The organism is Salinicola sp. DM10 (genome assembly GCF_017306975.2).
Lineage (GTDB): Bacteria > Pseudomonadota > Gammaproteobacteria > Pseudomonadales > Halomonadaceae > Salinicola.
This window is the reverse complement of the sequence record NZ_JAFLEN020000001.1, coordinates 1,507,581-1,525,891: the sequence shown is the minus strand read 5'-3', so window position 1 is coordinate 1,525,891 and position 18,311 is coordinate 1,507,581. Positions and strand designations below refer to the sequence as shown.

At 64.7% G+C, this 18,311-nt stretch carries 18 protein-coding genes; 9 read left to right on the top strand and 9 right to left on the bottom strand.

Annotation, left to right across the window (positions count from 1 at the left end; genetic code table 11):
- Window positions 1-36: 36 nt before the first annotated feature.
- Entirely contained in the window at window positions 37-834 is a 798-nt protein-coding gene (locus J0A90_RS06805; RefSeq protein ID WP_207032941.1) for a helix-turn-helix domain-containing protein, read from the bottom strand.
- A 108-nt stretch (window positions 835-942) separates the two neighbouring features.
- On the opposite strand from J0A90_RS06805, the gene J0A90_RS06800 reads away from it, so the two are divergent.
- A complete protein-coding gene (locus J0A90_RS06800) occupies window positions 943-1,749 on the top strand; it encodes a sulfite exporter TauE/SafE family protein (protein WP_207032939.1) in 807 nt (268 codons plus the stop codon).
- 139 nt (window positions 1,750-1,888) lie between these two features.
- Here J0A90_RS06800 and J0A90_RS06795 read toward each other — a convergent pair whose 3' ends face one another.
- The 3 genes from J0A90_RS06795 to J0A90_RS06785 form a co-directional block, all read right to left on the bottom strand.
- Window positions 1,889-2,236 (bottom strand): hypothetical protein, encoded by a 348-nt coding sequence (locus J0A90_RS06795; protein ID WP_207032930.1) that lies wholly within the window; start codon window positions 2,234-2,236, stop codon window positions 1,889-1,891.
- Between the two features lie 83 nt (window positions 2,237-2,319).
- Window positions 2,320-2,661 carry a helix-turn-helix transcriptional regulator gene (locus J0A90_RS06790; protein ID WP_167406495.1) on the bottom strand — a complete coding sequence of 114 codons (342 nt, stop codon included), beginning with the start codon at window positions 2,659-2,661 and terminating at the stop codon, window positions 2,320-2,322.
- 123 nt (window positions 2,662-2,784) lie between these two features.
- Window positions 2,785-3,657, bottom strand: a complete 873-nt coding sequence (locus tag J0A90_RS06785; protein ID WP_207032922.1) for an SDR family NAD(P)-dependent oxidoreductase — start codon at window positions 3,655-3,657, stop codon at window positions 2,785-2,787.
- 157 nt (window positions 3,658-3,814) lie between these two features.
- On the opposite strand from J0A90_RS06785, the gene J0A90_RS06780 reads away from it, so the two are divergent.
- From J0A90_RS06780 to J0A90_RS06770, 3 genes are all read left to right on the top strand, one after another.
- Window positions 3,815-4,693: a LysR family transcriptional regulator gene (locus tag J0A90_RS06780; protein WP_207032914.1), complete on the top strand. Its 879-nt coding sequence runs from the start codon at window positions 3,815-3,817 to the stop codon at window positions 4,691-4,693.
- Between the two features lie 74 nt (window positions 4,694-4,767).
- Window positions 4,768-6,000, top strand: coding sequence for a nitric oxide-sensing protein NosP (gene nosP, locus J0A90_RS06775; protein WP_207032912.1), 1,233 nt, complete (start codon window positions 4,768-4,770; stop codon window positions 5,998-6,000).
- Window positions 5,954-7,369: a hybrid sensor histidine kinase/response regulator gene (locus J0A90_RS06770; protein WP_370635746.1), complete on the top strand. Its 1,416-nt coding sequence runs from the start codon at window positions 5,954-5,956 to the stop codon at window positions 7,367-7,369. Before nosP ends, J0A90_RS06770 begins: the two co-directional genes overlap by 47 nt.
- Before the next feature lie 9 nt (window positions 7,370-7,378).
- On the opposite strand, the gene J0A90_RS06765 is transcribed toward J0A90_RS06770, so the two are convergent.
- The gene (locus tag J0A90_RS06765) at window positions 7,379-8,125 is read right to left on the bottom strand and encodes a response regulator transcription factor (RefSeq protein ID WP_207032908.1); all 747 of its coding nucleotides are present in this window, start codon (window positions 8,123-8,125) and stop codon (window positions 7,379-7,381) included.
- Between the two features lie 132 nt (window positions 8,126-8,257).
- On the opposite strand from J0A90_RS06765, the gene J0A90_RS06760 reads away from it, so the two are divergent.
- The 5 genes from J0A90_RS06760 (at window position 8,258) to J0A90_RS06740 (ending at window position 14,175) form a co-directional block, all read left to right on the top strand.
- Complete coding sequence (locus J0A90_RS06760; protein WP_207032906.1) at window positions 8,258-9,778, top strand: aldehyde dehydrogenase family protein; 1,521 nt, start codon at window positions 8,258-8,260, stop codon at window positions 9,776-9,778.
- A gap of 321 nt (window positions 9,779-10,099) precedes the next feature.
- The gene (gene adhP, locus J0A90_RS06755) at window positions 10,100-11,128 is read left to right on the top strand and encodes an alcohol dehydrogenase AdhP (protein WP_207032904.1); all 1,029 of its coding nucleotides are present in this window, start codon (window positions 10,100-10,102) and stop codon (window positions 11,126-11,128) included.
- Window positions 11,129-11,468: 340 nt separating this feature from the next.
- Window positions 11,469-12,452 carry a DUF1852 domain-containing protein gene (locus J0A90_RS06750; RefSeq protein ID WP_233076567.1) on the top strand — a complete coding sequence of 328 codons (984 nt, stop codon included), beginning with the start codon at window positions 11,469-11,471 and terminating at the stop codon, window positions 12,450-12,452.
- Window positions 12,453-12,551: 99 nt separating this feature from the next.
- Window positions 12,552-13,580 carry a methionine synthase gene (locus J0A90_RS06745; RefSeq protein ID WP_207032902.1) on the top strand — a complete coding sequence of 343 codons (1,029 nt, stop codon included), beginning with the start codon at window positions 12,552-12,554 and terminating at the stop codon, window positions 13,578-13,580.
- Between the two features lie 118 nt (window positions 13,581-13,698).
- Window positions 13,699-14,175: an NYN domain-containing protein gene (locus J0A90_RS06740; RefSeq protein ID WP_207032894.1), complete on the top strand. Its 477-nt coding sequence runs from the start codon at window positions 13,699-13,701 to the stop codon at window positions 14,173-14,175.
- Window positions 14,176-14,233: 58 nt separating this feature from the next.
- Here J0A90_RS06740 and J0A90_RS06735 read toward each other — a convergent pair whose 3' ends face one another.
- The 4 genes from J0A90_RS06735 to dctP are packed head-to-tail and all read right to left on the bottom strand — an operon-like array spanning window position 14,234 to window position 17,993.
- The gene (locus tag J0A90_RS06735) at window positions 14,234-15,169 is read right to left on the bottom strand and encodes an SMP-30/gluconolactonase/LRE family protein (protein WP_207032892.1); all 936 of its coding nucleotides are present in this window, start codon (window positions 15,167-15,169) and stop codon (window positions 14,234-14,236) included.
- 3 nt (window positions 15,170-15,172) lie between these two features.
- Entirely contained in the window at window positions 15,173-16,468 is a 1,296-nt protein-coding gene (locus tag J0A90_RS06730) for a TRAP transporter large permease (RefSeq protein WP_207032890.1), read from the bottom strand.
- Entirely contained in the window at window positions 16,468-16,992 is a 525-nt protein-coding gene (locus tag J0A90_RS06725; protein WP_207032888.1) for a TRAP transporter small permease, read from the bottom strand. The genes J0A90_RS06730 and J0A90_RS06725 overlap by 1 nt, the downstream gene beginning before the upstream one ends.
- Window positions 16,989-17,993: a TRAP transporter substrate-binding protein DctP gene (gene dctP, locus J0A90_RS06720; RefSeq protein ID WP_207032877.1), complete on the bottom strand. Its 1,005-nt coding sequence runs from the start codon at window positions 17,991-17,993 to the stop codon at window positions 16,989-16,991. The genes J0A90_RS06725 and dctP overlap by 4 nt, the downstream gene beginning before the upstream one ends.
- Window positions 17,994-18,311: the final 318 nt, after the last annotated feature.

The following is an 18,311-nucleotide window of genomic DNA, read 5'->3' as shown; positions in this document are numbered from 1 at the left end:
CGTTAGTCGCGTAGGGTGTGCGGGAACTAGGGGGCATTACAGGCCGGGCATCCCTTCCTCCTGGCGAGTAGCTGCTCGAACAAAGCCGGTCGGGGATTGACCGAGTACCTTGCGAAACATGCTGGAGAAGGCGCCCGGGCTGTCGTAGCCGAGTTCCAGCGCGATTCGGGTAACTGAGCTACCGGCTAGTAGCCTGGGAACGGCGGCCATCAGGCAGGCTTGCTGGCGCCATCCGCCGAAAGACAGGCCGGTCTGCTGACGAAAAAGTCGATTGAAGGTGCGTTGGCTGCAATGAAGTTGTCGGGCCCAGTCTTCTGGCAGGCTATGGATATGCGGCTGGCCAAGAAAATCTCTGCACAGGCGGGCCAGATGAGGGTCCCGGGGCAGAGGCGCAAACAGCGGCAGCGCCGGCGCCCGTTGCAGCTCGTACAGCAAGAGTTGGGCGAGGGCACCATCGCGACCGCTCTCGTCATAAAGCGCGGGCATGCTGGCGGAGGCCAGCAGTAGGTGATGTAGGAGTGGCGTCACGACCAGCACCTCGCAACTGGAGGAGGAGCGTGGCGCCGCCACGGGTTCGATATACAGGCTGCGGGTACTGACGCCGTTCATACGCACCCGGTGGCGCTTGCCCGCCGGCAACCAGACACCGCTATAAGGCGGCACCACCCAGGCGCCTTCGTCGGTGTCGACCTCCATCAAGCCCGTCATGCCGTAAAGAAACTGGGCTCGGCGATGGGTATGAAAGTCGAGTAGGGCGCCGGGGCTGTAGTCGGTGCCGATGGCCACGACGGGCCGGGCCGCATGATCCACGTCCGCTAGGGGGATATTGAGCATTTGCCCTCAGAGTGGCCGAAATACAACGATTATTGGCCAACTGGCGAACGTCGGCCACTCCTTATCGGAATATCGTTCCTGTCGTTGCGTTCCATCAGGAGAGTTCCGGTGTATAGCGTATTGCTTCTCTGCGGCGGGTTGGCCGGCATCACCACCGTGTTGTTCGGTTTTGGTGGCGGTTTTGTCGTGGTTCCCTTGATGTATATCTTGCTGATCGCCGTCCATGGGCCGGACAGCACGATGGGGCTAGCGGCCATGCATATCGCGGTAGCCACCTCGACCGCACTGATGATCTTCGCTGCCTCCCTGTCGACATGGCGTCACCATCGGCGGCGGACCGTGCAATGGCGCCTGGTGCGTCCGTTGGTCGGTTATATCGCCATCGGTGCCGTGCTCGGCGCGGCCGCGGCGGTGTCGTTGAGTGGGGACTGGGTGCGCTGGGTATTCATCGGTTATCTGGGGCTCACTATAGCGGATGCCATCCTGCGGCCGGGTTTCCTGCATCAGGCGAGTAGCGGTGTGCGTCCCATGGGCCGTTTGTTGACGGCGATCACAGGCTTGCTCATCGGTGTTATCGCGGCCTTTCTGGGGGTTGGCGGCAGCGTGATGACCGTACCGCTGATGCGTCGCAGAGGGGCCAGCATGACGGCGGCCACGGCGATGGCCAATCCGTTGTCGTTACCGATGGCGGTGAGCGGCACCGCGACTTATGTGTTGCTGTCGGCTGGCGATACCGCCCTGGGCCCCTGGTATGCGGGGTATGTGGATCTGCGTGCCTTGTTGGCGCTGGCGGTGGGGGCATGGCTCGGTATTCGCCTGGCATCGTTGTGGATCGGGCGCATTCCCGATCGTATTCATGCCAGGGTGTACCTGTTATTGCTGACGGTGGTGCTGGTGGTGATGGTCGTCGTGTAGGTTCCGACAGGGCCATGCGAAGACGCAAAGATCACCTCTGAGCGGGTGGCGCTCAAGGGCAGAGGCAAGGCGTATCAACGAAAACGGCCAGGCATATCGATGCCTGGCCGTTTTGCATTACGAGCGATGCCGGGCGAGATTAGCGAACGACGCTGACCGGGCCGTGGTCGTCGCAGTGGTCGCCATGCGGATGGTGCAGGTGGCCATTTACCAGATAGTCGACATGGTCGCCATGCTGCACGGCTTCATGGCCGCAGTCCGGGCCGTGCACGTGATCGGCAGCGTGGTCGCCGCACTGATGATTCGGTGTGCAGGCGTCCGGGTTCTGATCGGAGACCTCGATCACGTGCTCGTCGATGTGATCACCGTGCGGATGATGCAGATGACCATCGTGGAGATAGTCCACATGGCCGTTGTGCTCGATCTGGGTGTGACCGCAGTTCGGGCCGTGCTCGTGGGGGTGGTTGTCGTGCGTGTTGCAGCTCATCGTCGACTCCTGTTTCTGCGTGAGAACGCTTGTATGAGAAGGGCAGTGGGTGGCGCTTCGGCCCGAGCGAGGCATCCCCGTGTCTACGACGACTGGGCGTCCTCATCGGCATGCGCGAGCGCGTTGTCCATCAGTTGAACGACATGCTGGTCGGCCAGGCTGTAGTAGAGGTGCCGCGCATCGCGGCGCCGCTTGACCAGTTGAGCGTTCAGCAGTGTCTGCAACCGGGCGGAAACCGTCGAGAGCTTGGCATCTTCGCCAACCAGCTCGCCGACGCACCGCTCGCCATCCTTCAAGCGATAGAGCAGATCCAGCCGAGCGGGATCGCCCAGCGCTTTGAACAGCGCCGCACTGCGCGTTAGCTGATCGGCGGAGGGCAGCGTGGGGGAAGTGGGCGATGCATGCTCGTGGTTGCAGGACGTCATGGGACATTCCAATATTCGATGTAACGTCGTTACGTTAATCGATGGTCGGTGCTGTGACAAGAGTCATCGCCACCTCGAGGGGCATTCCGGGGCTGGCTGTCTAGATACTAGCCATAGCAGGGATTATCGAGCTTCGCGCGCCACGCAGGCGATTCGCGCCCAGGCCTCGGCCACCTCGTCCAGGGTGCTCGCCGGCACGCCGCGCAGGTCGCGCGGGTAGTCGACGCCGCTGGCCTCAGCGGCGCGGGTGGCGTGAAACTGTCCGTTGGCCGCCCGCAGAATCCACCCGCCTGAATGACAGCGGGAAGAGGCGAGAAAAGCGACCCCCGGCGCTACGGCGGCGGGCTTCAGCTCTTGCGGCTCCTCCTCGACTCTCCACATGCGCGTCTTGGCGATCGGCGAGACCGCATTGACCACGATGCCGTGATCCGCGCCCTCGGCGGCCAGCACGTTCACGATACCGACCGCGGCCATCTTCGCCGCAGCGTAGGTGGCGAGACCCCGGTGGACGTACTGCGGAAAGAGCGCGCGATCAGACGTGGTCAGAACGATACGCCCGTGCCCCGCTGCACGCAGGCTGGGCCAGGCGGCCTGCGCCAGCCATAGCGGTGCGCCGGCCATCACCGCCATGGCGTGCTCGAACGATGACGCCTGGATCGCCTCGATCCGTTCGTAGGCCACCCACCCGGCGTTGTGGATGAGAGCATCCAGGCGGCCACGTACCCCGAGGCAGGCAGTCACCAGCGCATGACACTGCTCGCGGGTCTCGATGGGGGCGTCGAAAGGGTGCGCTTCGATGCCTTCATTGCGCAGGCGCTGCGCCGCGGCGCGGGCGATGTCAGGGTCGAGCCCGTTGCCGCTGTCATCGGCGCCCACGTCGTGCAGCAGAATCGTCGCGCCGAGCGTGCCGATCAGGCGGGCATAGGCCAGCCCCAGGCCGCGCCCGGCTCCGGTGATGAGCACGACCTGATCTTGAAAAACAGGTGTCTGAGTCATGGCTTCCTCCTGTGGGCATGAACCCTAGAGACATGATCACTAGAGATATGAGAACGAGAGGGGGAAGCATGAGAGGGGCGCTATAATAGTGCCAATATCTTTGTAGAGCGGTTTTGATATGGTTTTCGTATCAAGTGCGGTGGCGTCGGGGCGGGGCATGGTCGACCTGCGCAAGATGGCGCAGTTCGTCGCCGTGGCCGAGGAGCAGCATTTTCACCGGGCCGCCGAGCGGCTCGGCATGTCCCAGCCGCCTCTGACCGTGGCGATGCGCAGGCTCGAGGATGAACTTGGCGTTCAGCTTCTGGAGCGGGGCGGTAAACGCGTGCTGGGGTTGACGGCGGCGGGGGCGGTCTTTCTACGCGAGGCCCGGGAGACCCTGCGTCAGGCGGACCTGTCGGTTCAAGCCGCACGCGATACCGCCGCGGGTTGCCTCGGCCATGTGCGTCTAGGTTATGTCGGCAGCGCGCTCTACGGACGCCTGCCCGATACGATTCGCGACTTTCGAACCGCGAAGCCGAGGGTGGATCTCGAACTGCGCGAGGCGACGACCGCCGCACAGCTGGCCGCGCTGCGCGAAGGGCGGCTCGATGTCGGCGTGGTCATCCCGCCGCTCGGTGAACATGCCGACCTTGCGTTGTACCCCTTCGATCAGGATCGGCTGTGCATCGCGCTCGCCCGGGATCATGCCCTGGCCGCGAAGCGGGAACTCACCGTCGCCGATCTCGCCGATGACGCCTTCATCATGTGGCCGATGAACGAGGGGCGCGGCTTTCATCTACAGGTGGTTCGGCTCTGCGCCAACGCCGGCTTCGTGCCCCAGGTGGTACAGGAAGCACACGGCATGCATGCAGTGCTCTCGCTGGTTGCGGTGGGGGCGGGGGTGGCGATCGTGCCCGAGAGCATGCAGACCTTCAGGCAGGATCGCATCCTCTACCGCACCATCGATGCGCCCGATGCGGCCTTCACGCTGGCACTGGCGGTGGCGGCGAACGCGCCGTGCGTCGCCGAGTTCGTGGCCATGGCGACTGGCCGCTGACAAGGCGCCCCATTGTGGGCCCGCTGCTGCGCGGCCTACACTGCCAGCATCACTCCCTGTGCAGGTTCGCCGTCATGCTCGATGCGCCGACGCCGCCTTCGGTGACCCGCCCGGCGGGCGCTTCTTCGCCCGCCGCGGTGCTGCCCACCGCCTGTAGCCATGAGCCGGACCCGGCGCGCGCCGCGCGTGAACTGGCACTGGCGTTGGCGGAACCGCTGGCAGGGGCGCACCTGGGCGCGGTGCTGTTCTTCTGCAGCGCCGAGTACCCGCTGGCGGCCCTCGGCGAGGCGCTGACCGGCGCTTTCGAGGGCGTGCCGGTCAGCGGCTGCACCACCGCCGGGGAGATCACGCCGAACGGTTACGCCCGCGGCGGCATCGTGGCGATCGGTTTCCCCCGGGCGCATTTTGCCGTGTCGACCGCCCTGATCGACGATCTGGCGCACTTCGATCTGATCCGCGCCCAGCGCCTGACCGATACCTTGCTCAACGAGTGCCGCCATCAGGCGCTGGCGCCAATCGCCGGGCACAGCTTCGCGCTGACCCTGCTCGATGGTTTGTCGAGCAGTGAAGAGCAGGTGCTGGCCACGCTGGATGCGGCGCTGGGCAGCATCCCCAGCTTCGGCGGTTCGGCCGGTGACGACAATCGCCTGGCGCATACCCATGTTTTCCACCAGGGGCGCTTTCACGATCAGGCGGCGGTGGTGGTGATGGTCAATACGCCGCTGCCGTTCGAGGTGTTCAGCACCCACCATCTGCGACCGCGGGGCGAGAAGCTGGTGGTCACCGCCGCCGACCGCCAGCGGCGCACCGTGTTCGAACTCAACGCCGCCCCCGCCGCCGAGGAGTATGCGCGGCTGGTGGGGCGCCCGGTCGAGGCGCTCGACGAGACCGACTTCGCCCGGCATCCGCTGGCGGTGCGTATCGGCGAGGCGCACTACGTGCGCTCGATCCAGCGCGTCAATCCCGATGGCAGCCTGACCTTCTACTGCGCGGTGGAGAACGGCATCGTGCTTACCGCGATGACCCCGGCGCCGATTCTCGACGATCTCGAGACAGTGTTCGCCGGGCTGGAAGCGCGCCTGGGGCCGCCGGCACTGGTGATCGGCTGCGACTGCTTCCTGCGTCGCCTGGAGATCGAGGCGCTGGAGACGGTCGCGGCGGCGGAAGACGTGTTGCGGCGCCATCGCACGGTCGGCTTCAACACCTATGGAGAGCAGCACCATGGGATGCACATCAACCAGACCTTCACCGGGGTGGCTATTGGACGCCCCGAGTGCCGAGACGGCGGAACCGGCGAGCGAGCGTGAGCGCGCGCTGGCCGAGGAGAACGCCCGCCTGCGGCGGACCTGCGCGGCGCTGATCGAGCGCGTGGAGTCGAGCGGGGTCGCCGGTGGCGCGCCCTATGCCGCCTTCGAGCACGCCGTGCTGCTGGCCGAGCAGGTGCGCGAGCGTACCGAGGCGCTGCACCGCACCCTCGACGAGCTGGGCCAGGTCAATGACCAGCTTCGCGACGAGATCGCCACCCGCGTGGCCGCCGAAGCGCGCCTGCGTGAAGCCAAGCGCGAGGCCGAGGCGGCCAACCTGTCGAAGACCCGCTTTCTGGCCGCGGTTAGCCACGATCTGTTGCAGCCGCTGAACGCCGCGCGGCTGTTCACCAGCGCGCTCGACGAGCACGAGGTGCCGGCGGCGTCCAAGCCGCTGGTCGGCCAGATCGGGCGCTCGCTCAAGGATGTCGAGGCGCTGCTGGGCACGCTGGTGGATATCTCGCGGCTCGATGCCGGCGTGCTCAAGCCGGATATCGCCGCCTTCGGCGCCGATGAGCTGCTCGATACCCTGGCCGAGGAGTACCGCCAGGTGGCGCAATCCCAGGGGCTGACCCTGCACTACGTGCGCAGCACTGCGGTGGTCGACTCCGACCTGCAGCTGCTGGCGCGGGTGGTGCGCAACTTTCTCACCAACGCCATCCGCTACACCTCCACCGGGCACGTCCTGTTGGGCTGCCGGCGGCGCCACGACGGGCTGGAGATCGTGGTCGGCGACACCGGGCCGGGGATCGCCGACGATCAGCGCGAGGCGATCTTCCTCGAATTCCGGCGTGCGGCGGCGGGGCTCGACCGCGAACAGCGCGGCCTGGGGCTGGGGCTGGCGATCGTCGATCGTATCGCCGCGATGCTGGGCCACCCGATCACTCTGCGTTCGCGGCCGGGGCAGGGCTCGGCCTTCTCGGTCCGCGTGCCCTACGCCTGCCGCGCGCCCCGCCCCGCGACGCCGGCGGAGGTGATGCCGGGCAATGACCAGCTCGCCGGGGCGAAGGTGTGGATCGTCGATGATGACCCGGCGGTGCTCGAAGGCATGCGCGCGCTGCTCTCGGGGTGGGGCTGTCGCATCGCGGGCGGGCTATCGCTGGCCGCACTGCGCGAGGCTGCCGCGGACCTGCCCAAGCCCGACCTGCTGGTGGTCGACTACCACCTCGACGCGGCGGACGATGACGGCCTGGCGGTGGCCGAGCAGCTCCAGCGCGAGTGGCCCGGCCTGCCGGTGCTGATGGTCACCGCCAATCACGATGCGGCGCTCAAGGCGCGGATTCGCGAGCGCGGCTACGCCTACCTGTTGAAGCCGGTCAAGCCGCTGCGCTTGAAGATGCTGTTGGTGTCGCTGCTCACTCTCACTTCTTAGCCGCGCCCCTTAGCGCGGCGGATACCGAGGATCGTCGAGATCCAGCGTCTGGGCGGTGAGAATCGCCTGCACCCGGCTGTTCACCCCCAGCTTGCGCAGGATCGCCGAGACATGGCTCTTGACCGTGGTCTCGGCGATCGCCAGGTCGCGGGCGATCGCCTTGTTGGATTCCCCCCGGCTGAGACACGCCAGCACCTGCAGCTGCTTGGCGGTGAGCTGAGAAAGGCCGTCGGTGAGGGCGTCGCCGTGGGCGGCCACCGTTGACGCCGTGGCCCTCGTTGAAGGCACGGACCTCGTTGAAGGTGTGGTGGGCGCGGCGGATGTCGCGGCGTCGGTCGGCGCGTGGCGGGCGGTGGGGCGGCGCAGGATATCCGCCGGCAGGTAGACCTGGCCGGCGAGAATCTGGCGCAGTGCCGCCAGCAGGTCGTCGCGCGGGGTCGACTTGGGCAGATAGCCCACCGCGCCCAGCCCCAGCGCTTCGAGCACGATATCGCGGCTCTGCTCGGCGGAGAGGATCGCCACCGGCAGCCACGGCAGCGTCTCGCGCAGCCGGCGCAGGCCGGCCAGGCCCTCGCTGTCCGGCAGTGCCAGATCGAGCAGCAACAGGTCGAGCTCCTCCTGCGCCTCGGCCTGGTCGATCGCCTGGGCCAGGCTCGCGGCTTCCAGCACGCGGCTCTCTGGGAGGGCGGCGGCGATCGCACCGACCATGGCCTCACGGAACATCGGGTGATCGTCGGCAACCAGCAAGGTGTACATGGCGTCGGCTCCGGGGTGGCGTCTCCTCCCAAGGGAGGAGACGATTTCCTGCTTGAGGAGTATGTCGCAGCCTGGCGTCGTGACCAAGAATCGATCTGTGTCACGCATAACGATAACGTCAGGAGCACAGCCATGATTTACGCCAACCCCGGAAGCGACGGCGCCCTCGTCAGCTTCGACAAGCGTTACGGTAACTACATCGGCGGTGAGTTCGTCGCGCCGGTGAAGGGCCAGTACTTCGAGAACATCAGCCCCGTTACCGGCGAGGTGTTCTGCGAGATCCCGCGCTCCACCGCGGAGGATATCGAGAAGGCGCTGGACGCCGCCCATGCCGCCGCCCCGGACTGGGGCAAGACCTCGGTCGCCGAGCGCAGCAACCTGCTGCTCAAGATCGCCGACCGTATCGAGCAGAATCTGGAAATGCTCGCCGTCGCCGAGACCTGGGACAACGGCAAGGCGGTGCGCGAGACGCTCAACGCCGACCTGCCGCTGGCGGTGGATCACTTCCGCTACTTCGCCGGCTGCATCCGCGCCCAGGAAGGCACCGCGGCCGATATCGACGCCAACACCGTGGCTTATCACTTCCATGAGCCGCTGGGTGTGGTGGGGCAGATCATCCCCTGGAACTTCCCCATCCTGATGGCGGTGTGGAAGCTCGCCCCGGCGCTGGCGGCGGGCAACTGCGTGGTGCTCAAGCCCGCCGAGCAGACCCCGGCCTCGATCCTCAAGGTGATGGAGCTGATCGGCGATCTGCTGCCGCCCGGCGTGGTCAATATCGTCAACGGCTACGGCGAAGAGGTCGGCCAGGCGCTGGCCACCAGCAAGCGGATCGCCAAGATCGCTTTCACCGGCTCGACCCCGGTCGGCTCGCACATCCTCAAGTGCGCCGCCGAGAACATCATCCCCTCCACCGTCGAACTCGGCGGCAAGTCGCCCAACGTCTACTTCGCCGACATCATGAACGCCGAGCCGGAGTTCATCGACAAGGCGGTCGAAGGGCTTGTGCTGGCCTTCCTCAACCAGGGCGAGGTGTGTACCTGCCCGTCACGCGCGCTGATCCAGGAGTCGATGTACGACGCCTTCATGGCCAAGGTGATCGAGCGCACCAAGGCGATCAAGCGCGGCAACCCGCTGGATACCGACGTCCAGGTGGGCGCCCAGGCCAGCCAGGAGCAGTACGACAAGATCCTCTCCTACATGGACGTGGCCCGCGAAGAGGGCGCCGAGTTCCTCACCGGCGGTGGCAAGGAGAGCCTGGAGGGCGCCTTCGGCCGGGGTTACTACATCCAGCCGACCCTGCTCAAGGGCAACAACAAGATGCGCGTCTTCCAGGAGGAGATATTCGGCCCGGTGGTCGGCGTGACCACCTTCAAGGACGAAGCCGAGGCGCTGGCGATCGCCAACGACACCGAATTCGGTCTCGGTGCCGGGGTGTGGACCCGCGACATGAATGTCGCCTTCCGCATGGGCCGGGGCATTCAGGCCGGGCGCGTATGGACCAACTGCTACCACCAGTACCCGGCGCATGCCGCCTTCGGTGGCTACAAGAAGTCCGGCATCGGCCGCGAGACCCACAAGGTGGCGCTGGAGCATTACCAGCAGACCAAGAATCTGTTGGTGAGCTATGACATCAATCCGATGGGCTTCTTCTAGAACCTGTCTGATAAGGACTGCGCTCGGCAATACCGCGTTAAAAATCGGCTCACTGAACAACGTTCAGAACGTCCGTAGGACGGCCCGAAGGGCGAGCGGAGCGAGTAATATGCTCATTTACACCCCGTAAACTGGAGCGCCAGCCCGGTCCGTCTTCGCCGATTTTTGCCTCGTCTTGCCTTCGCTCGTCGACTTCTCAGACAGCTTCTAGTAACCGTCTGACCGTCTGACAAAGACGGGCGCCCCGCGGGGCCGGCTGCCTGGCCGGCCCCGTTCTTCAATAAGAAAACCTCTCCAACAAGAAAACCCAAGGAGGCTGTCATGGATTCCACGATGCAAGCCGCCGTGGTTCGTGCCTTTGGCGAACCTCTGGTCATCGAAGAAGTGCCGGTGCCGCGTCCGGGCCCCGGTGAACTGCTGGTCAAGATCGCTGCTTCGGGTGTCTGTCATACCGACCTGCACGCCGCCCACGGCGACTGGCCGGTGAAGCCCGAACCGCCGTTCATCCCCGGCCATGAAGGTGTCGGCCACGTGGTGGCGGTGGGCGCGGGGGTCACGCACGTCAAGGAGGGTGACCGGGTCGGCATCCCCTGGCTCTATTCCGCCTGTGGCCACTGCGAGCACTGTCTCGGCGGCTGGGAGACATTGTGCGAGTCCCAACAAAATACCGGCTACTCGGTCAATGGCGGCTTCGCCGGCTATACGCTGGCCCAGGCCGACTATGTCGGTCGCATTCCCGATAACGTCGATTTCCTGGAGATCGCCCCGGTACTGTGTGCCGGCGTGACGGTCTACAAGGGGTTGAAGATGACCGATACCCGCCCGGGGCAGTGGGTGGCGATCTCGGGCATCGGCGGCCTCGGCCACATGGCGGTGCAGTACGCCAAGGCGATGGGCCTCAACGTCGCCGCGGTGGATATCGACGACACCAAGCTGGCGCTGGCCGAGCGCCTCGGCGCCACGGTCACCGTCAACGCCAAGCAGCATGACCCTGCCGCCTATCTCAAGCAGGCGATCGGCGGTGCCCACGGCGCGCTGGTCACCGCGGTCTCGCCCAAGGCCTTCGAGCAGGCGCTGGGCATGGTCCGCCGTGGCGGTACGGTGGCGCTCAACGGCCTGCCGCCGGGGGACTTTCCGCTGTCGATCTTCGACATGGTGCTCAACGGCACCACGGTGCGCGGTTCGATCGTCGGCACCCGGCTCGACCTGCAGGAAGCGCTGGACTTCGCCGGCGAGGGCAAGGTGAAGGCCACGGTGCATGCCGACAAGCTGGAGAACATCAACGCCGTCTTCGATCGCATGATCGCTGGGAAGATCGAAGGGCGGGTGGTGCTCGACATGGCGAGTTGAGTGCGTCAGCGAACGGCTGCTTGGGGCGTGCCAAGGCACGCCCTTTTTTGTGGGTGCTGATCCGGATATCCGCTGGCGTGACAGGCGCCAAGGCGCTTTATCGTCGCGAGCCCGCGCTCTTCATGAGTGTGATTCATCTTGAGCTGAATTCTTATCGCTTTTCATGCATCCAGCCACTCTGGCATAAATAGCACATCGCTTCGACGGCAGGCGCCCAGGTGCCTGTCGCGGAGACGCCAGACACGGTAATGGCATTGACGGACGTTGGGCTTCTCAGGGCGCCAGCGGCTCTCTTGACCAATAGCTCGACCAACATCTCGACCAACAGGGTGCTTTCGCGATGAGTCACGATTTCACATTCGATATCAAGAGCGTGCGGTTCGACGAAAACTATCGCCCGGCCGAGAACACGCGCACCACCACCAATTTCGCCAACCTGGCGCGAGGGGAGCGGCGCGAGGAGAACCTGCGCAATGCGCTGACGATGATCGACAACCGCTTCAATGCGCTGGCGCATTGGGACAACCCCAGGGCGGATCGCTACGCCGTAGAGCTCGACATCATCACCGGCGAGCTGAGCGTGGGGGCCGAGGACGAGGACGACACCTTCCCGGCGATCGAAATGCTCAAGACGACGATCATCGACAAGCACACCGGCAAGCGTATTCCGGGCATGGTGGGGAACAACTTCTCCTCCTACGTGCGCGACTACGACTTCAGCGTGTGGCTGTCGGAGCACAACCGTGATCGTGCCGAGTTCGGCATCCCGGAAGGCTTCGGCGATCTGCACGGCAAGCTGTTCAAGCGCTTCGTCGAGTCCGACGCCTACCGGGCTTCCTTCAGCAAGGCGCCGGTCATCTGCCTCAGCGTCTCCAACAGCAAGGTCTATCGCCAGACCGACAATCGCCATCCGGTGCTGGGCGTGGAGTATGAAAACGACGACTCCTCGCTGACGGACTTCTACTTCGGCAAGATGGGGCTCGAGGTGCGCTACTTCATGCCGCCGCATGCCGTCGCGCCGCTGGCGTTCTACTTCTCGGGCGATCTGCTGGCCGACTACAGCGATCTCGAACTGATCAGCGCCATCAGCACCATGGAGACGTTCCAGAAGATCTACCGCCCCGAGATCTACAACGCCAACTCGGTCGCCGGCAAGATCTACCAGCCGAGCCTGGAGCATCAGGACTACTCGCTGACGCGCATCGTCTACGATCGTGAAGAGCGCAGCCAGCTCGCCGTCGAGCAGGGCAAGTTCACCGAGCGGCACTTCATCAAGCCCTATCGCCAGGTGCTCGAGCAGTGGTCGGCCAGCTACTCTTTTTGACCGACTCGTGCCAATGGATCGATCCGTTTAAGCGACGCTTTTTGATCAGCCCGTTACAACCACACTCTTTGCTCAACCCGTTATGAAGGTCATTTTTGCATGAAGACTCTGTTGCCCACATCGACCGCCGGTAGCCTGCCCAAGCCCGCCTGGCTGGCCCAGCCCAAGACGCTCTGGTCGCCGTGGAAACTGCAGGACGAGGAACTGGCCGAGGGCAAGCGGGACGCACTGCGGGTCTCCCTGCACGACCAGCAGCGGGCCGGTATCGATATCGTCAGTGACGGCGAGCAGACTCGCCAGCACTTCGTCACCACCTTCATCGAGCACTTGAGCGGCGTCGATTTCGAGCAGCGCGAGATCGTCAAGATCCGCGATCGTTACGACGCCAGCGTACCTTCTGTGGTCGGCCCCGTGGCGCGTGAGAAGCCGGTCTTCGTCGAGGATGCCAAGTTCCTGCGCCAGCAGACCGACCAGCCGATCAAGTGGGCGCTGCCCGGGCCCATGACCATGGTCGATACGCTCTATGATGGCCACTACAAGAGTCGCGAAAAGCTGGCCTGGGAGTTCGCCAAGATCCTCAACCAGGAAGCCCGCGACCTGGCGGCGGCCGGCGTGGATATCATTCAGTTCGATGAGCCCGCCTTCAACGTCTTCTTCGACGAGGTGAACGACTGGGGCATTGCCGCCCTGGAGAAAGCCATCGAAGGGGTCGAGTGCGAGACCGGCGTGCATATCTGCTACGGCTACGGCATCAAGGCCAACACCGACTGGAAGAAGACCCTGGGCTCGGAGTGGCGCCAGTACGAAGAGATCTTCCCCAAGCTGCAGGCGTCGAACATCGATATCGTCTCGCTGGAGTGCCAGAACTCCCATGTGCCGATGGAACTGATCGAGCTGATCCGCGGCAAGAAGGTGATGGTCGGGGCGATCGACGTGGCCACCAACACCATCGAAACGCCGGAAGAGGTCGCCGCGACCCTGCGCAAGGCGCTGCAGTTCGTCGATGCCGACAAGCTCTACCCCTGCACCAACTGCGGCATGACGCCCTTGTCTCGCCAGGTCGCGCAGGGCAAGCTGAAGGCTTTGAGCGCTGGGGCGGCGATCGTGCGCCAGGAACTCGCCCGCTAGGTTCGGCCGTAGCGAGTTCGACGTCGGCGGCCCGGAAACGGCTCGCCGACGCGTTTTGGTTCGCTAGAGTGTGTACGAAAAGTCGCCGGCGCTCGGCCGTCTCTGGAAATCCTGCCCCATGACCACGGTCGCGATCTTCGTCGACACCCAGAACGTCTACTACACCACCCGCGACGCCTACGCCAAGCAGTTCGACTATCGCCGCTTCTGGGCGAAAGCGACGGCGGGCCGCGAGGTGCTGACCGCGCGCTGCTACGCCACCGACCGCGGCGATCCCAAGCAGCGCGGCTTTCAGAACACCCTGCGCAGCATCGGCTTCGAGGTGAAGCTGAAGCCGTTCATCCAGCGCGCGGACGGCTCCGCCAAGGGCGACTGGGACGTGGGCATCACCCTCGATGCCATCGAGTACGCGGCCCGGGCGGACGTCGTGGTGCTGGTCTCCGGCGATGGCGATTTCGACCTGCTGGCGCGCAAGATCCGCGAGGTCCACGGCAAGCGGGTCGAAGTCTACGGCGTGCCCAAGCTCACCGCGCACTCGCTCATCAACGCGGCGAGTCAGTTCATTCCCGTCGAGGGCGATCTGCTGCTGGGGTGAGCTACCCCTGACGCCATTCAGCCCGGCCTTATCCTCACCAATCCTATTCACCTCGACCCTATCCACCCCAACCCGAGGCCATCGGGTAGCCGGCCACCGGCAGCTCGGCGCGCAGGATCGAGCCGGAGTCCGACTCGGTGATATAGAGCGTACGCCCCTCGGGGCCTCCGAAGGCGCAGTTGGTGGTCCCCAGCCCGGTCGGCGACTTGACCACGGCGATGGGCACGCCGAGCGCGTCGTGGACCCATACCAGCCCCATGCCGGTCTGGCACACCACGACCCCATTGTCGCGTGTCAGGGCCAGGCCGTCCGGGCCGGCACGGCCGCCGGAGAACTGCAGGAAGAGCCCCGCCTTGACCACCCGCTGGCTCGGCGACAGCGGCAGCCGCCACACCGCATTGGCACGTGTCACCGCGAGATAGAGAGTGTGGCCGCTACGGTCCAGCACCAGTCCGTTGGGGCTGGGCACGTTGTCGATCAGGCACTCCAGCCGCTGCTCATCGGGTGTCCAGCGATAGACGCGTCCGCTGGGGTCGTGCAGTCCGGTCTGTCCCTGGTCGGTGAAATAGATCGCCCCGTCGGGGCCTATATGCAGGTCGTTGCAGCCCTTGAAGCGCTCCGAGTCGGCGTCGCCGAGGGCCGTGCTGATGCGGCCCTTGTCCGGGTCGAGCTGCATGATGCCGTTCTTGAAATCGGCGATGAAGATACGCCCGTGGGCATCGATCTTGAGCCCGTTGGGCTGGCCATCATAGACGACGACCTGTTCCACCTCCCCGGTGGGCGAGGCGCGCAGAATGCGCCCGAAGGGGATGTCGACGAACCACAGATTGCCTTCGCGATCGAAGGAGGGGCCTTCGATGAAGCTGTCGACGGCGGCGCCGCGGCGGTTCTTGGTCGCCCAGTCCGAGGGCTCCCCGGTGCGCCGGAGTGACGCCGGCAGGGTGGTGAAGACCTGCGCCTCGATCAGCACGGGGTCGGAATGCGGAAAGGCCATGGGTCAACCTCCGGCGGTCAGATGTGGGAGCCACAGCGCGATGTCGGGCAGCGCGATGAGCAGTACGAGAAACGCCAGGATGATGGCGAAGAATGGGAGCACGCCCAGGATCACGTCTTCGACCCGGGTCTGCGCATCGGAACTGGCGACCACGAACAGAATCACCCCGAGCGGCGGTGTCAGCTGTCCGAGCTCGACCAGAATGACCACGAAGACGCCGAACCAGACCGGATCGACGCCCATCGCCATCAGGGTCGGGAAGATCACCGGAACGATGATCGCGATCATGCCGAGCCCTTCCATGAAGCAACCCAGAATGGCGAATACCACCATCAGGATCAGCAGTAGCGAGACCTGCGACAGGCCGGCGTCGGCGACGCGGTCGACCAGCGCTTGGCCGACGCCGGAGAGCGCGGTGGCGTAGGCGAAGATCATCGAAATGAAGACGATGAACAGCACATTGCCGCTCATGGTCAGGGTGCGCGACAGTGCCGTCTTGAGCATCGATGGATTGAGTCGACGATACAGCGCCGAGATCACGACGGCACCGACAACGCCCAGCGCGCCGGCTTCGGTCGGTGTGGCGATGCCGGCGTAGATGCTGCCCAGAATGAAGACGATCAAGATCGTGAAGGGCAGCACATCCGCGGCGGCGCGCAGATAATCGGCCAGTGAACGGGGCTGGGTGTCCCTGGGCACCAGCGAAGGCTTGGCCAGCGCCCGCGCGATGATGAACAGGCTGTAGCAGGCGCCGAGCAGAATGCCGGGCACCAGGCCGGCGGCAAACAGCTGGGCGATGGAGGTTTCGGTGAAGGTGGCGTAGATGATCATGGTGATCGAGGGCGGAATCAGGATGCCCAGGGTGCCGCCGGCCGCCAGAGAACCCGCCACGAAACGGCGGTTGTAGCCGCGTGCCGAAAGTGCCGGTAGCGCTACGGTGGACATCGCCGCCGCGGTGGGTGCACTGCCGCCGGCCACCGCCGCGAAGACGCCGCTACCGACGATGTTTGTGTGCAGCAGACCGCCGGGCAGGCGGCGCACGAAGGGCGCGATGCCGTTGTAGAGCCGCGCGCTGAGCCCACTCGCCAGCAGAATCTCGGCCATCAGGATGAATAGCGGAATCGCCGCCAGGGTGAAGCTATTGGCCGCGCCCCAGCTCACCAGCCCCAGTGCCTTCCAGCCGGCGAGTCCCTTCATCAGCCATAGATAGACGAGGGCGGCGGCACCCACGGCGAACTGCACCCACAGTCCGCCGACGATCAACAGCAGCAGTACGCCGAATGCGATCAAGGCATCCATCACGCCGTACCTCCCTGACGTAGCGTGACGATCATGCGTTCGACGATGAACACGGCGATGAAGGTCAGCCCCAGCGGGATCAGTAGCTGGGGAATCCACAGCGGGGTCATCAGGAAGGTCGGCGCGACATTGCCGCGGGTGTATGAGCTTGCGACCAGCTGTAGCGTGTAATGGATCAGGACACCGCACACCGCCAGAGAGAGCGTCAGATAGACCAGGCTCAGGAGACGTCTCGCCCCCTGAGGCAGCGCGTCGAAGAGAAAACCGACCTGGAATAGCGTGTTCTTCCTCACGGCCAGACCGGCGCCGAACAGCGTCAGACCCACGACGATATAGCCCGCGAGCTCCTCGACCACGCGCAGCGAATAGGCGAAGAAGAAGCGCGACACGATCTCGGCGCTGACCAGAATGACCAGCATGACCAGGCCCAGCCCGGCGAGACAGCGCACGCCGGTGGCGATGATATCGAACACTGAACCGGCCGAGGCCGGTTCAGCGGAGGGAGGCGAGGCGATGCCGCTCATGATCCACTCCGGGATGACTTGCCGAGCGCCTGCAGGACCTCAGCGAGCGCTTTTTCATGCTCCGGCCCCGCCTGTTTGGCCCACTCGCGCCACCACGGCGCCATCTTCTGCTCGGCGCGCTCGATATCGGCCGGATCGGCTTCGATGATCGTCATGCCGGCATCCGCCTGCTGCTGCTTCTGGGCCTTCTCGTCGACGATGAAGTCCTGCGTGATCTGCTGCGTCTCCTGGCTGACGATGCGGTCCAGCGTCTGGCGGGTGGCGTCGTCCAGCGCTGCATGGGCCGAGGTATTGGCGATGACGGCGCTGTAGGCGTAGTTGACCGGCAGGCGGTAGTTGTATGGCAGGAACTCGTGCCAGTTCTTGGCACCGCCAGCGCTGGCGGTCAGCACACCGTCGATGACGCCGCGCTCCAGCGCGGTGGGCACCTCGGAGCCGGAGAGCGTGATCGGCGAGCCGCCGAAGACCTCAACGAACGCACCCTGCTCCGGCGAGGTGACGCGAATCTTGTGATCTGCCAGGTCGTCCAGGCTAGCCATCTTGAAGGTGGTGAAGATGACCTGCTGGGGATAGCGATAGCTACCTAGATAGGTCACCCCCTGAGCGTCGAACCCCTTTTGTAGATAGGGCGCCATCACCGCGTAGGCCTTGTTCCACTCCTCGTCGTTGTTGATCAGCAGTGGCAGGTTGAGAATGCGCGCGATGGGGACATTGCCGGAAAAATAGAGGTCCGCGGCGAAGTCGACGATACCATCTCCGGTTGCCTGGGTGATGTCGCTGGAAGCGATCTGCAGCGTCTTGCCCAGGTGCAGGGTGATCGACAGATCGCCATCCGTCTCCTTGTCGACCCGGTCGGCGATACGTTCCATGCCTTTCACCGCCGCAGTGGTGGAGACCGACGAATAGGTATACCCGGTCCAGTTGGTGGCCTGCGCGCCGCCTGCGACGGTGCTGCCGAAAATGATCAGGCCGGAAAGCAGATAATGCTTGAGAGAAGGCATCTCATGTTCCTCGTGAATAATCGGGAGAAAAAAGTGCCATTGATCGCCCCACCATTCATCGCCACGTCATGCTCTATATCGATCGTGTGATGTCATTGATGGGTGTTGAATGGTTTCGACTTTCGTCGGATTTTTTACGATTTCATTGTCTGTCTATTCCGACCAATGGCGTGTGCTCGTAGCGAAATTGAACATGAAAATAACTGCTGTCTAAAGCGTGTAATTCTGATGAATAGATGCAGAAAATCTTCACCTTTAATTTCCCGAAACAGCGTTGTGTCCATTCGGCTTTGGTCTATCAGATGCTCACTACTTGGC

Bases quoted from the DNA above. Each gene is read 5' to 3' on its own strand.
- J0A90_RS06750 (WP_233076567.1), top strand. From the start codon at position 11,469: ATGAGTCACGATTTCACATTCGATATCAAGAGCGTGCGGTTCGACGAA.
- J0A90_RS06735 (WP_207032892.1), bottom strand. From the start codon at position 15,169: ATGGCCTTTCCGCATTCCGACCCCGTGCTGATCGAGGCGCAGGTCTTC.
- J0A90_RS06730 (WP_207032890.1), bottom strand. From the start codon at position 16,468: ATGGATGCCTTGATCGCATTCGGCGTACTGCTGCTGTTGATCGTCGGC.
- J0A90_RS06805 (WP_207032941.1), bottom strand. From the start codon at position 834: ATGCTCAATATCCCCCTAGCGGACGTGGATCATGCGGCCCGGCCCGTC.
- J0A90_RS06795 (WP_207032930.1), bottom strand. From the start codon at position 2,236: ATGAGCTGCAACACGCACGACAACCACCCCCACGAGCACGGCCCGAAC.
- J0A90_RS06765 (WP_207032908.1), bottom strand. From the start codon at position 8,125: ATGTACACCTTGCTGGTTGCCGACGATCACCCGATGTTCCGTGAGGCC.
- dctP (WP_207032877.1), bottom strand. From the start codon at position 17,993: ATGCCTTCTCTCAAGCATTATCTGCTTTCCGGCCTGATCATTTTCGGC.
- J0A90_RS06745 (WP_207032902.1), top strand. From the start codon at position 12,552: ATGAAGACTCTGTTGCCCACATCGACCGCCGGTAGCCTGCCCAAGCCC.
- J0A90_RS06760 (WP_207032906.1), top strand. From the start codon at position 8,258: ATGATTTACGCCAACCCCGGAAGCGACGGCGCCCTCGTCAGCTTCGAC.
- J0A90_RS06740 (WP_207032894.1), top strand. From the start codon at position 13,699: ATGACCACGGTCGCGATCTTCGTCGACACCCAGAACGTCTACTACACC.
- J0A90_RS06785 (WP_207032922.1), bottom strand. From the start codon at position 3,657: ATGACTCAGACACCTGTTTTTCAAGATCAGGTCGTGCTCATCACCGGA.
- J0A90_RS06790 (WP_167406495.1), bottom strand. From the start codon at position 2,661: ATGACGTCCTGCAACCACGAGCATGCATCGCCCACTTCCCCCACGCTG.
- J0A90_RS06725 (WP_207032888.1), bottom strand. From the start codon at position 16,992: ATGAGCGGCATCGCCTCGCCTCCCTCCGCTGAACCGGCCTCGGCCGGT.
- J0A90_RS06780 (WP_207032914.1), top strand. From the start codon at position 3,815: ATGGTCGACCTGCGCAAGATGGCGCAGTTCGTCGCCGTGGCCGAGGAG.
- nosP (WP_207032912.1), top strand. From the start codon at position 4,768: ATGCTCGATGCGCCGACGCCGCCTTCGGTGACCCGCCCGGCGGGCGCT.
- adhP (WP_207032904.1), top strand. From the start codon at position 10,100: ATGGATTCCACGATGCAAGCCGCCGTGGTTCGTGCCTTTGGCGAACCT.